This is a genomic window from Collinsella sp. AM38-1BH, from assembly GCF_003467545.1.
Taxonomy (GTDB): Bacteria; Actinomycetota; Coriobacteriia; order Coriobacteriales; family Coriobacteriaceae; genus Collinsella.
The window spans coordinates 147,130-160,298 of sequence record NZ_QSHC01000002.1; the positions used below are offsets into that span (position 1 = coordinate 147,130).

The 13,169-nt window shown below is 57.6% G+C and carries 10 protein-coding genes; all 10 read left to right on the forward strand.

The window, feature by feature from the left end; all coding sequences use genetic code 11:
• The first annotated feature begins 235 nt into the window (after nt 1-235).
• The 10 genes from DW870_RS01920 to DW870_RS01970 all read left to right on the forward strand — a co-directional run bounded on the left by DW870_RS01920 (nt 236) and on the right by DW870_RS01970 (nt 13,011).
• Nucleotides 236-1,522: an MFS transporter gene (locus tag DW870_RS01920; protein WP_158556909.1), complete on the forward strand. Its 1,287-nt coding sequence runs from the start codon at nt 236-238 to the stop codon at nt 1,520-1,522.
• A gap of 223 nt (nt 1,523-1,745) precedes the next feature.
• Nucleotides 1,746-2,567, forward strand: coding sequence for an HAD family hydrolase (locus DW870_RS01925; protein WP_117848118.1), 822 nt, complete (start codon nt 1,746-1,748; stop codon nt 2,565-2,567).
• A gap of 505 nt (nt 2,568-3,072) precedes the next feature.
• Nucleotides 3,073-4,185: a hypothetical protein gene (locus DW870_RS01930; RefSeq protein ID WP_117876737.1), complete on the forward strand. Its 1,113-nt coding sequence runs from the start codon at nt 3,073-3,075 to the stop codon at nt 4,183-4,185.
• 21 nt (nt 4,186-4,206) lie between these two features.
• Nucleotides 4,207-6,318: a SpaA isopeptide-forming pilin-related protein gene (locus DW870_RS01935; RefSeq protein WP_255414988.1), complete on the forward strand. Its 2,112-nt coding sequence runs from the start codon at nt 4,207-4,209 to the stop codon at nt 6,316-6,318.
• Nucleotides 6,311-7,978, forward strand: coding sequence for a SpaA isopeptide-forming pilin-related protein (locus DW870_RS01940; RefSeq protein WP_158556988.1), 1,668 nt, complete (start codon nt 6,311-6,313; stop codon nt 7,976-7,978). The genes DW870_RS01935 and DW870_RS01940 overlap by 8 nt, the downstream gene beginning before the upstream one ends.
• Nucleotides 7,979-8,092: 114 nt before the next feature.
• A complete protein-coding gene (locus DW870_RS01945; protein ID WP_147349115.1) occupies nt 8,093-8,371 on the forward strand; it encodes a hypothetical protein in 279 nt (92 codons plus the stop codon).
• 83 nt (nt 8,372-8,454) lie between these two features.
• The gene (locus DW870_RS01950; protein ID WP_158565177.1) at nt 8,455-9,726 is read left to right on the forward strand and encodes an isopeptide-forming domain-containing fimbrial protein; all 1,272 of its coding nucleotides are present in this window, start codon (nt 8,455-8,457) and stop codon (nt 9,724-9,726) included.
• Between the two features lie 511 nt (nt 9,727-10,237).
• A complete protein-coding gene (locus DW870_RS01960; RefSeq protein WP_147332617.1) occupies nt 10,238-11,206 on the forward strand; it encodes a MarR family transcriptional regulator in 969 nt (322 codons plus the stop codon).
• Nucleotides 11,188-11,961: a hypothetical protein gene (locus tag DW870_RS01965; protein ID WP_117770043.1), complete on the forward strand. Its 774-nt coding sequence runs from the start codon at nt 11,188-11,190 to the stop codon at nt 11,959-11,961. The genes DW870_RS01960 and DW870_RS01965 overlap by 19 nt, the downstream gene beginning before the upstream one ends.
• A 132-nt stretch (nt 11,962-12,093) precedes the next feature.
• Nucleotides 12,094-13,011, forward strand: coding sequence for a class C sortase (locus DW870_RS01970; protein WP_158558616.1), 918 nt, complete (start codon nt 12,094-12,096; stop codon nt 13,009-13,011).
• The last annotated feature ends 158 nt before the right edge of the window (nt 13,012-13,169 follow it).

Sequence of the window (13,169 nt, forward strand, 5' to 3'; positions counted from 1 at the left end):
AGGTTTTATCTGGGCAAACGTCACTTCCACCACAAAGGGGCCAGGCACCTTTGTGGTGGTTTTTGTTTAAGTAGATGTGTGGGACATGCCTTACAATCTACCAAGTAGTTCATGACGGGCGAAAAACGGAGAGAAGGGGCTCTTGATGCGTCCTTAATGTTTCATGCGGATAGATTGATTCGACAGACGGTGGCGAATGCCCGCCGTCCGCATTCGTATGAAACAAGGAGTCTCCATGCTCGTCTCTCTTTTCTCAAAGCCTCAGTCATCGCTGTCCGTGCAGGCCAAGCGCCTGGTGGCGATGCGCTTTCTCATCTACACCGGTTTTCAGACCAGCTACTTTATCGGCGTCATCGGAACGCTCACCTATGCAGACGATGCCTCGGTCGTGGCGACATCGCTGGCTGTCCTCTTTATGAACGTATTCGTGATCTTGGGATCCTTTGCGGGTGGCGCGGCGCTCGACGCCTGGGGTCCGCGCCGTCATTTCTTGCTGAGCATCGTGGGCACGCTGGCAACCGGCGCGGCAATCCTCGCCTTTGGTAGCGCGACCGGCGTCATCCTGCTCGGCGCGGTGTTCCTAGGCTTTACGATGGGATTCGCTCAGCCCATTGCCACGTCCTATCCGGCCTACCTCACCAACGACCCCGTCGAGCTCAAAGACATCAACTCCGCCATTGCCATGTTCTCAAACGTGAGTATCATCGTCGGCCCCACGCTGGGCGGCTTTGTCGCGGCTGCTGCGTCGTCGCGCGCGGTGTTCGTGCTCATGATGATTTTTACCGTACTGGCGTTTATTGCCGGCTGGGGCTTTAGACCGCAAGCAGTTCGCGTCGCCGCGCGTGAAAGTACTCCCGCGGACAGCAGTACAACGGCAATCACTGCCAGCCAAAGCCCCGACCCCAACACATCTTCCCGCGTCACCTTCGCGACCAGCATCAAGACAGTCTTTACCAACAGCGTCCTTGCCCTGCTGTTCTGCATTATTTTCCTTTCAAACTTTGGCTACGGTGCCTTCGACCCGCTGGAGTCGTTCTTCTACCGCGGTGTCCTGCACGTCGGTGTCGAATGGATGGGCTGGCTCTCGTCGGCCAGCGGTGTGGGCGCGGTGCTGGGCGCCGTGGCCGCGCTCCGCTTGCCGCCGCACCTGGTCAACCTTAAGACGCTGCTTGTGGCGCTTATGTTCGTAGGCCTGGGAAGTTTGCTCTATGTGGGGACACCGTACGTGGGCGTAGCCCTTGTCGGCCAGATTGCCCTGGGCGTTGCCTGGGGTGTCGTAAATCCGCTCCACAACACTATCGTGCAAACGACGGCTCCTCTCGAGCAGCTTGGTCGCGTGAACTCGGTCATGGGCTTTGGCAACATGTTCGCCGGCGTGGCGCCGCTGGCGATTGCCCCGTGTCTGGCGGCGACATTTGGCGTGCAGCAGACGCTCGTAGGGGCGGGCATGGTTGTGACGGCGGTTCCCGCGGCGTTGCTGCTGTTTGGACGCCGGCATTTTGATCGTGCCACAAGGCAGTAAAAACCATCACAACATTCAGCGAAAATCGCGATTTTGCCGAAAAACGTCGAATGTTGTGATGCTTTGCGTCTCGGGCCAGGCCACCCTTCGGGTTCGGCCACCACAAGGGGGCCAGGCACCTTTGTGGTGGTTTTGCGCCAAAGCGCCCCGTGTCCGCCTTGGTATACCATGTACGCCGTTCGCGAATACACCCCACACCGCCGCACAACCCAGAAAGGCCCCCATGGACACCACCTTCAGCCACATCAAAGCCGTGTTCTGCGATATCGACGGCACGCTGCTCACGAGCCGGCACACGGTGTCCCCGCGCACCGTGGCGGCGATCCGCGCCCTGCGCGAGCGCGGCGTGCTCTTTGGCCTGTGCACCGGGCGCGACGCCCACGCGACCGAGGCCATGTACGAGCTCTGGGGCATCGAAGGCCTGGTGGACGTGATGGTGGGCTGCGGTGGCGCCGAGGTCATCGACCGCGCGCACGACATCAACGAGCTGAGCTATCCGCTGCCGGGCGAGACCATCGCGCGCATCTGCAAGCACATGGCGGACCTTCCGGCAACACCCGTCTGTCCCCGAGACGGCGTGTTCTACGTGCCCGAGAGCAACGCGTGTGTCGAGCACCTGTCGCGCGTCGACGGTGTGCCCTACCAGGTGGTCGATTTTGCCGAGTTGTTGCGCGAGCCGCAGCCCAAGGTGATGTTTACCATGGCGCCCGAGGTGATGCCGCGGGTGATTGAGCGGGCGTCGACGTTTGCCGATGACACCGTTAAGGCGGCGGCTCTGCAAACCACGCAGCGGCTCTACGAGTTCATGGATCCGCGCGTGTCCAAGACGCGCGGCCTTGTGCGCGTGGCGGAGCTCAACGACATGGAGCTCCAGGACATCTGCGTGTTTGGCGATGCGGACAACGACACCTGCATGGTGGCTGACGCCGGCGTGGGCGTGGCCATGGCAAACGGCAGCGACGCCACCCGTGCCGCCGCCGACTTTGTAACCGCGAGCAACGACAAAGACGGCATCGCGATCTTTATCGAGGAGCATCTGCTGTAGCGCCGGGGGAGAACCACCGCAAAGGGGACGGGCTCCTTTGCGGTGGTCTCAGGCGATTTGGGCGAATTGATGCCTAAAATCTGCGCGAAAACCCAAATAACGTTGTCTGAACATTACGCTTCTAACCACCGATGAGTTAAAGATATTCCCATCAATTTGGCAGTCTATTCCTCCCGGTTAATGACCTACCGTTCACGGTCGATTTTCGACCGTTCACAGGATGTTTGCTCTTGAGCAAAATGTTGTGCAAATAAATAAAATGCTATTAAAAAACTGATAACTAACTTAATTACCAGTAGAAACAGATATTTCAGAGCGAATAAACGAAAGCAAATCTGAGTAAATGTCAAGAGAATTGAGAACTGGCTACAAAAATGTCGGTTTTGTTGCCCGGATGTTTAAACAATAGTTACAATAGTATTACTAAGCGAGCGCAATTACAGATTGCGCAGATACGTTTGATAGTGAAAGAGCAAGATCGCGGTCTCTTGGGGAGGAGACATCGATGAAAGCGAATTCAGAAAAAACTAAGCAGAGTAAAAAAGCGACGCGCCGTGTACTGGCAGGCGTTTTGTGCGGAGTCTCCGTGTTGAGCCTGGTACTGTCGCTCGTCATGCCTCCGATCTCGCAGGCCATTGCCAACGACACCCAGACAGTTTCTACCGAGGAAGCTGTAACGGGGAGTTCCTCAAGTGAGTCCGCTGCTGTAGATAACACCAGCGAGGATGCCGAAAACCAGAATAGCGCCGCCACCTCTGCGAACGCGGCTACTACTGTGAACAAGGGCATCTACAAGCCCACGTCTATCGGTATCGGTACGAATATCGATATCTCCACCCCCGATCCCGGCGTGGCCACCTACGTCGGCCGCGACATGTACATCGGTGGTAAGCCGAACAAAACTAGCACTCTTGATGCGAATAACGCCCCCACCGGCTCATATGCCGCTGAGGCGGAGGGCCTTACCGTGGTCCACGGCAAACTGGCCATGAATCCTATCAAGGAGAGTTGGGGCGGCCAGGGCTTCCGTTTCGGCACCGTTGGTTTTGGATCGCAGTTTCGTCCCAGGGAGGGAAGCACGGTGCTTGCGGTCGCCGGCATAAACAGCTTGATTGAGAACATGAATACCGGTCAGGGAACGACCTCAGATGCTGCGACGGTTGGTGCTTGGACCAAGGGTGCTTGGGTCGGCAAGGCGACAAAGACTGACTCCCACCCTGGCTATGACTATACCGCGCAGATCGCCGGTCCCATTACCTATTCCTATTGGGATTCGAATGCTAACAACGGGCGCCAGTCTGTCGTGAAAAAGCAAGGTAATTGGTTCGAGGGCTCGGATGCTCTGAAGAGCGACCTGTTCAATCAAAATGTTGATTTGACTAATGTTAACGGTAACGATTATTCGAGCTACAACGGTGCAGATGGATACCTCTCGAAGCTATCGAAACAGCTCGCCTCGTTTGCAAATACCGGCACAGTTACGGATGGTTCCGCAATTAGCGACAACAGCTACGCAATCAACAAGTACGATAACAAGGGAACAAGCTATACACTCACTTTCGATGGTAGTGAGAAGTCTGTTTCCGGTGCGCTTGATACCAGAATCCCGAACTATTAGATTTGCAACACCGAGCGACTTATCACCTTTACCGGCGATGGAACTTCTATGCAACAGGTCTTCACCATTGCCGGTTCCGAGCTCTCCAACTTGAAGGATGGCGTCTACTACCGCGGCGTCGACTTTAAGTTCACCAATGTCCCCGAAGGCGCATCCATTGTCGTGAACGTTACAGGTGCTGGTCCTGTCGAGTTCCACAATGGCTGGCGCTTCTGGTGGGGCGATACAGAAATATCTCGCGGTTATGAGAGTAACGCCGATAAAGACCTTCGCGCGAAATACTCGCTGGCCTCCCAGTCCATCATGTGGAATTTTGTCGATACCACGAGCCTCACCATCCGTGGTGGCATTGCGGGCGAGGGTAGAAGCGACTGGGGCAATGGCGGCGGGGACGGCAAGTGGACCGACGATGACCCCGCCGCTGCTATGCTCGGATCGATTCTCGTTCCCAACGGAAGCTTCGACGACCATGTGACCACCAACGGTCGTGTGTACGTGGGCGAAGATTTCATGATGAACAACCCTAAGATCGCGTACAACTTCACAAATCTCGAGGGTAACTCGGCTTCCGTCATCGATATGGATCAGGAGCGTCACAACTTCCCGTGGTCTGGGTCGTATACACCGGACGGCTCTGCCATTGCGTGGAGCAAGGTCGACGCTGCGGACGGCATGACGCCGCTTTCTGGTTCCTCGTGGACGATATACGGCACTGTCGATGATGCCAAGAATGAAACGTATCCCATCGTTACGGTAACGGATGGCGGTGCCAATGATTACTCTTCGGATGATGGCGAGCTTCAGTTCAACTATTTGAATCAGAAGGCCAAAATTGGCGATCCCAACGATAAAGACTACTTCACGTACTACATTCGCGAGGTCAAGGCGCCGGCTGGTTATCAGAAGTCGGACACCATCTACTACGCAACCATGAACAACACCGGCGAGCAGGTGAACTATGTTCAGGGTCATGTGGACACGGTGAACGGAAATAAGCTCGTTTCATTCGATGATTCCAACACCACGGGCGCCATCTCCAACACCAAGATCACCGGTACGGTGTCTTGGACCAAGGTTGAGGAGAGCGACACGGGACACACTCCTTTGGCTGGTTCCGAGTGGGCGCTTACCAAGGTAAAGGATGCCGATGGTGCCGAAATTCCGGACGCTGCATCCCTGACTGTGATTGATAACGATACGAATGCGGAAGCTGTCAGCAACAAGTGGGCAGATTCTGATCCCGCCGATGGCAAGTTCAAGCTCGAGGGTCTGCTGCCGGGCACGTACACGCTCACGGAGACCCAGGCGCCGTTTGGCTACGAGCTGAACCAGACAACCTACGAGTTCACGGTGTCCAAGGCGGACGGTTCCATTGCGTGGACCGAGGGAAAGAAACCGAGCATTGTTGAGGGCACTACGTACATCTCCGATTCTCTCACCACCACGTCCGTGGAAATCCCGGTGACTAAGTCCGTCCGTAATACGGACTGGCCGAAGGATTCCAGCGGGAAATACGTTGCGTTCGACTTCAACATCGAGGCTACGGGGGATTACGCAACCAACGTGCCCATTCCTAACCCGGCAGACCTCTCCATTGCACCCGCAGCAGGGGAGACCGACGCCGCCAAGCCCAACAACATCACGGCGACCTTTGGCGCCATGACGTTCAACAAGTCGCACCTGTCCGATACCCGCGGTACGGCGGGTGACTACGCCAGGACCTACACCTACACGGTGAAGGAGATCGCGCCTACCACCGGTGCCATCGATAAGCTCCGCTACTCCAAGGCCGAGTACCAGGTTGCCGTCACGGTGAAGGCCGTCATGAATGAGACCACTGGCAAGTACACCGGTCTTACCACCTCTACCACCGTTACGCAGATGAAGGATGACATGGGCAACACCCTTGGCGAGAACGGGCAGGGCGTCGCGGTTCAAACCTCCGCCGGTGCGGACCCAACCATCATTCCCGTCTCCACCTTCACCAACACCTACTCCACCTCTTTGCCCCTTTCTGGTATGTCGGGCGTCACTCTGACGTACCTTGCCGGCGCGGCGGTGCTTTGCGCTGCTGCGGCCTGGATGCACATTCGTCGCAAGGCGAATGCGAAGGGAGGTAAGCGTCGTGAATAAGAAAGTTTGCTCCTTCCCGATCTTGTTTGCGCTGCTTGCCCTCCTGATCGGCACCTGCGCGGTTGTGTTCCCCGCTTCCGCGCAGGCCGCGCCGACCTCGACCGGTTCCATCACGGTGAGCGGCACCGTGGCGCGCAGCTACGACGCCTACCAGATCTTTAGCGCCAACGTCGTCGACGGCGACAGCGACTCCAAGATCGCCACCGATCTCGCCTGGGCAAGCGACGCCGTGCGCGACGCCGCGCTGCCTGTGCTGCACAGCGCCGGCATGCCCAATTCCCAGACCACCGCGCAGGAAGCTGCCGAGTGGCTCAACACCGATTCCCACCTTACGAGCGCGCTGAGCGCACAGCTCGCTCGTTCCCTCCAGAGCTCTGGCGCCGTGTTTGTGGCCCTCAACGCGGGCACGGCGGCCGAGCTGCCCTGCGGCTACTGGCTCATCGTCGCCGACGACGACGCCATCGCCCAGGACGAGGCCGGCACCGCGCCGATCATGGCCCTGGTCGGCGGCAGCGCCGTCACCGTCAAGCCCAAGGCGGCGACGCCCAAGGTCGCCAAGCACGTGCTGGAGGACAGCACCGCCGCATGGCAGAAGGCCGCCGACGCCACGGTCGCCGACGACCTGTACTGGCGCCTCTCTGCCACGGTCCCGGCGGGTCTTACCGCCTACGACACCTATACGGTGCGGTTTGTCGACACCATGAGCGCGGGACTCGACCCCTCCAAGGTCGCCGCGAGCATGCGCGTGTACGTGGCGGCGGGCGCGGACGGCGGCTTCGACGCCGTCCAGACCGGCAAGGACGGCCGCGCCGGCACCGACCCTGCGAAGGGCTGGACCGACATCACGGCCCAGTGCGCCACCAAGGTAGCGGCGGACGGAACCTTCACCGTGCGCACCGGCGACCTGATCGCCGCGCTCGGCGGGGCCGACGCCTTCACCGCGGGCGCCCGCGTGGTCGCCGTGTACAACGCGCCGCTCAACAGCGCATGCAACCACGGCATCGCGAAGGGCAACCCCAACGAGGTCTACCTGCGCTACCCGCGCTCTCCCTTTACCGACCAGTCCGGCGACGCGGACTTCACCCGCACGCCGAGCGATGACGCGTGCGCCTACACCTGGGATCTCGCGCTCACCAAGCGCGGCAGCGACGGCGACAAGCCGCTTGCCGGGGCGGTCCTGAGCATCGCCGACGACCGCGGCCGCACGCTGGCGGCCGACGGCACGTGGGATGCTGAGGGCAAGGCCACCGTCACCACGGGCGAGGACGGCCGCGTGACCGTCTCGGGCGTGGACTCGGGCAAGCTGGAGGTCCGCGAACTCAAGGCGCCCAAGGGCTACACCGCCTTCGAGGGCGCGCGCTCCGTGACGGTCAAGGCCGAGGGCCTGGACGTCGACCAGGTGGCCGCTGCCAAGCCCAAGCTCACCATCACGGCCGAGTCGCCCCTGCGTGCCGACAGCGCGGACGGGTCGACGGGCAGCCTGGAGGCGTCGCTCATCAACACGCCCACCGGCACACCCCCTAGCATTACCACCGGAGGCTTTATGCCCTCGACTGGCGATATGGCAATGTACGCCGCGGCCGCCGCAGCGGTCGCCGGAGCCGCGCTCATTGTGGTCGCGCTCCTGGTCAAGCGGGGAGGTGGCAGCCATAAAGAGTAGCTGGCAGCCCCACAGAGAGCGGGGCGAGACGTAGCGAAGTAGATGCTAAGACACAGACAGATGATGACCGATCGAATGGGAACCAAACGGAAAACGGAGGAAAAGAAGATGAGCATGAGTAAGAACATCGCACGCCTGGCAGTAACCGCCGGCCTCACAGCAGCGCTGAGCTTCGGCGGCGTCATGGCCCCGGTCACGATGGCGTTTGCTGAGGGTGTGGCGAATGGCTCGGTGACCATTACGAACGCGAATGGGAACGAGACTAATTTCAAGGGCTATAAGATCTTCGATGCCAATGTGGTAAAGGACGAGAATGACCAGACGCTTGTGAGCAATATCACATGGGCGAACGACAAGGTTGAAACTGCTGTTACGGAAGAGATTAAAAAATAGATCCTAACGCCAGTATTACAACCGCTCAGGATGCTGCTGACTGGATTAAGACGTACGTGACGGACACTAATGAAACGACTAGCGTGGAGTCTGGCTCTGCTGCATATAAGATTGCAGCAGCTGTGGCCGCGGTGACTGGTCTGGAAGGTTCAAGTGGTTACGCAACTACTTCGAAGGGCGCTGCTAACAACCTTTCACACGGCTACTGGCTCTTTGTGACTGACGCTGCTACCGTCACAGGTGTTGAAGCCGGTACCGCTCCTATCTTCACTGTTGTTGGCGATGAAGCGATCAATATTACCGAGAAGACCAGCATTCCCACGGTCGATAAGGAGGTCTTCGAGGGCGGTAACTGGGGAAAGGTGAGTGACTCGTATATTGGCGAGAAGGTCGAATATAAACTGACTGGCTCTGTTGCTAGCAACATCGACACCTTTACCAAGTACGAATATACGTTCCAGGACCATCTTTCTGTTGGTTTGGAGGCTGACAAGAACTCCGTTAAGGTGACAATTAACGACACTGTTATCCAGCCTACAAAAGTAGACCTTGCGGAGACTGTGAACGCTTCTGGAGACCCTACTGGTGGTCATGACCTGTCGATTTCCTTCACTGACCTCAAGGCTGCTGCAAAAGATGCAGGTGTGACGCTTAAGGGTGACTCCAAGGTCGTTGTAACATACAAGGCAAAGCTGACCGAAAAGGCTGAATACACGGCCGCCGGCAACACCAATGATGTCAAGCTTGTCTATTCTAATAACCCCATGGTTGACGGTACTGGCACGTCCACGTCGAAGCGAGTTACCGACCATGTCTTCCGCCTGGATGTGACCAAGGTCGATAAGGATGATCAGAGCCATAAGCTCGAGGCTACCTTCCAAGTCAAGATGACCCATGAGGGAAATAAAAAGCTTACGCAGGAGAAATGGTTGACCCAAGAAGGCGGTCTTACCGAAGAAGTGGCAAACGCAGGAAAATTCAAGACCGACAAGGATGGTGGAAAGATTTATATCCCAGGCCTTGTTGCAGGAACGTATGAGATCACCGAGTGCGATACACCTGCCGGCTACAACACTCTTGCTCCGTTTACCATCACAGTGGATCCGGAGTACAACGATGACGGCACCCTGAAGAATCTCGACGTAACGTCCAGCAATACCGAAATGGTTGCTTCCAGTCCTACAAACGACGCGACCATTCCCGTCACCATTCAGAACAAGAAGGGCTCTGGCCTCCCGCTGACCGGTCTTAACGGTGTGACCTTCACCTGGATCGCTGGTGGCGCGGTGCTGTGCATTGGCGTGGCGCATCTCATCCGCAGCCGTAAGCAGGCTGAGGAGTCCGAGCAGGAGTAACGCCCGCTCACCCATCCCTTTGGCAGGTGGGATGTGATGGCCATGAGACTTGCGGACACTTTTCTCGTCCATCCACGTTCTTGCTTTGCCATTCTCTTTTCGGGGCAGACTCCGCACTGGAGTCTGTCCCGTTTTTTGGACAACACAGGCAGCCTCCACCGTCCGATGCGGACTCATCCGTCATCGCGTTTCTTGACTCGTATGAAGTTCGGTTTAAGGTCCGTAGGCGCACGCGCGGTGCGGACGGTAGAAGGCATTTGCGCCGCAACAAGCGCAAATAAGAATGCCCGGGGGTCGGATCCCGGGCATTTAACAAAAGCTGAAAACTAGGCCGCCCGCGCTCCCAAACATTTACGCGGGGTGCGTCGTTTTCTATTGATATTGTATCCCGAATCGCTCCGCCGATCCGGGATATTCTGAAAACGCAAATATGGACTTAGGCACGAAAGGAATCTCGTTAATTCCGAGAATTATGTATAATTCCAATATAAACTGGAATCAAACGAAAAAGATGGAAATGAACGAAGCGCTAATCTACTTACAAGAAGCACTAGGTCTCTCCGCCAAGACCAAAACTTGGCCTGGATTCGCACGCTTGCCGCTGCATCTGCGGGCGATTGAGGTCCGCGCTGTTGACGCAAACGGTTTTTCGTTTTTGCTTGCAAGTTTGCCTACTGGCGTCGGGCTTCCCGAGGCTAAGAGAGTCTATAGTCAGCTAGCCTTGCGCGCGGAGACTCCTGTTGTCGTTTCGTTTCCTGATGCCGATGCACGTCAGCGCAAAGCATTGGTCGCACAAGGGATTCCCTTTGTCTGTCCAGGTAGACAGGCTTTTCTTCCATTTATGGGCGCAGCTTGCACGGAGAGGGGCGGTGCTTGGTTTCACAATCACGCGATCAAGATGTCACCCAACGCGCAGGCTGCCGCAATCTGGGGAGCAGCCCAGGAGCCATATCGTCCCTATGACCTTTGTCGTGCGCTTGGAATCTCGGCAAGCCGCGCGAGTGAGGCCATAACCGAGCTTGTTGACAGGGGGCTCGCGAGGCGCGAGCGTTGCGAGCGACGTGTCGTCGTGCTCCCTGTTGCCGTTGATCTTCTGCTTAGCGAGCACATGGCAGAGCTCTCCTCGCCTGTCTCGAAGGTCTTTTTTGCAAGGAAGACGCCGCAGATCGACTATCTTGTTGACGCCGGGGAGACGGCGCTCGCTGCGCGTTCGATGCTCGCTGCGCCGGGCATGGAACAAAAGGCCGTCTTAAGAAGTGCATGGTGTCAACTGAGCGACCTCGAAGTCGCAGACGGGGAGTTGCCGGATAACGAAACGGCGATGATCCAAGTGTGGCGCTATGCGCCCGTGTTTGCCGACTCCTCCCGCGTCGATGACATTTCGCTTGCGCTATCTTTGGCGGCAATCGACGATGAGCGAATTCAGCTCGAAGTCGATCGCATGTTTGGAAAGGAATATCCATGGCAAGAAGCGCTGTAGAAGGTCTCCAAGAATTTCAGCAGCATATGCAAGAAGCTGCAGGATCGTATGCTCTTATCGGCGGCACGGCATGCGACATTTTGCTCTCGGAGGCGGGACTTCCGTTTAGGGCGACTCACGATTTTGATGTGGTAATTGTCGCCGATGACCGGTTGCCTCAGACGGCAGAAGCTATATGGACTTTGGTGCGTGATGGCGGCTACCGCTGCGGCTGGGGCGAAGGTAAAGACTCATGCTTTTATCGGTTTACAGAGCCAAAGAGGCCGGGTTACCCCCATATGATCGAACTCTTCGCGAAGTGCCCCGACTTTCTAAAGGGTCGTGAGGGGATTGATGTGGCGCCAATTCACGTTGATGAAAACATAAGCAGTCTGTCGGCAATTTTGTTGGACGATGCTTACTACAGCTTGTTCCTTCAGGGAATTCGGACCGTAGGCGGCGTTTCGGTCCTGGGTACGGAATACATTGTCCCGTTCAAAGCGAAGGCGTATCTCGACCTAAAAGCTAGAAGGGAAGCGGGGGAGAACGTTGATTCGAGGAAGGTAAAAAAGCATAAACGCGATGCGCTGAGACTTGCTCAGCTGCTCGGCGAGTCGGAAGGTGTCGACCTGGGCGGAGAACTGAAGGACGATATGCTTGCGTTTGTCAAAGATTGTGAGGTGGGCGACGTCAATCTGAAACAGATTGGGGTTGCGGGCGTAACGATGGCGCAGTTGCTCGAGACGATGAAAGCAACATATGGCTTGATTGGTTGAGTGGGGTTACGTGGCCCGGACGGTGCAGCCAAGCTGCGTTGTCCGGCGTATGAGCTCGCTAATCGGCTATTATTTGTTTAGACAACCTGAGTTGTAGAGGAGTGACCGGCGATGGTGCAGGGCGCCAAACATATGAAGAGCAATAACGCCGCGGCCAACGGTGGCTCAAGCCCTCAACCCAAACCTCAACCAAAGCCCAAGCGTCGTCGCAAGCGGCTGCCGCGTTGGGCCGACCGGCTCATCACCATCGTTATCATCCTTATTGGCGTGGGCCTTATGACCTGGCCGTGGATCTTGGACCGGCTCGAGGCCTCGGGCGTGTTCAACCAGATCAGCACCGTGTCTAGCACCGTGGATGCGCTCTCGGAGGAGGAGCGCGAGCGCATCTTGCTCCAGGCGCGCTCTTATAACGAGCAACTTGCCGGCGAGGCCACCGAGCTTCCCGCCGACCAGATTGAGCCCTACGCCCAGCAGCTCATCTTTGACCGCGACCCCATGATGAGCTGGGTCGAGATTCCCTCCATTGACGTGAGCATGCCTATCTACCACGGCACGAGCGAGGAGGTCCTTATGGCGGGCGTCGGCCACCTAGAGGGCACGAGCCTGCCGGTGGGCGGCACCTCAACGCATTGCGTGCTCACCGCGCACTCGGGCATGCGCAACCTGAGCATGTTCGACGACATCCACTCGCTGGAGCCCGGCGACCTGGTGCTGCTGCACACCATGAACAAGACGCTCGCCTATAAGATGGTGGACTCCGAGGTCGTGCTGCCCGAGGAGATGGAGTCGCTGACCATCGAGCCGGGCGCCGACAAGGTGACGCTCGTCACCTGCACACCCTACGGCGTGAACGACCATCGCCTGCTGGTGCATTGCGTGCGCACCAAGTACAACAAGAAGGACGTCGACAAGCAAAAGTCGCTGGCCGGCCGCCACTGGGGCAAGCGCGAGTTTGCCGTGCTCATTGTGGTCGTGGCCATTGTGCTGTTGCTGCTGGACATCGTGATTCACGCGGTCCGCAAGCGCCGCAAGGCCAAGGCCTCGGCATAAGACATTCTTCAGAACCACCACAATGGGGACAGGCACCTTTGTGGTGGTCGGGACTTCCAAACCATCACAACATTCGATGAAAATCGCGATTTTGACGAAAAACATCGAATGTTGTGATGCTTTTCGTTGTGGGCGAGACGGTTTTCGCTATGGACGGT

Coding starts and splice junctions, on each gene's coding strand:
- DW870_RS01920 (WP_158556909.1), top strand. CDS start 236: ATGCTCGTCTCTCTTTTCTCAAAGCCTCAGTCATCGCTGTCCGTGCAG.
- DW870_RS01925 (WP_117848118.1), top strand. CDS start 1,746: ATGGACACCACCTTCAGCCACATCAAAGCCGTGTTCTGCGATATCGAC.
- DW870_RS01930 (WP_117876737.1), top strand. CDS start 3,073: ATGAAAGCGAATTCAGAAAAAACTAAGCAGAGTAAAAAAGCGACGCGC.
- DW870_RS01945 (WP_147349115.1), top strand. CDS start 8,093: ATGAGTAAGAACATCGCACGCCTGGCAGTAACCGCCGGCCTCACAGCA.
- DW870_RS01960 (WP_147332617.1), top strand. CDS start 10,238: ATGGAAATGAACGAAGCGCTAATCTACTTACAAGAAGCACTAGGTCTC.
- DW870_RS01965 (WP_117770043.1), top strand. CDS start 11,188: ATGGCAAGAAGCGCTGTAGAAGGTCTCCAAGAATTTCAGCAGCATATG.
- DW870_RS01970 (WP_158558616.1), top strand. CDS start 12,094: ATGAAGAGCAATAACGCCGCGGCCAACGGTGGCTCAAGCCCTCAACCC.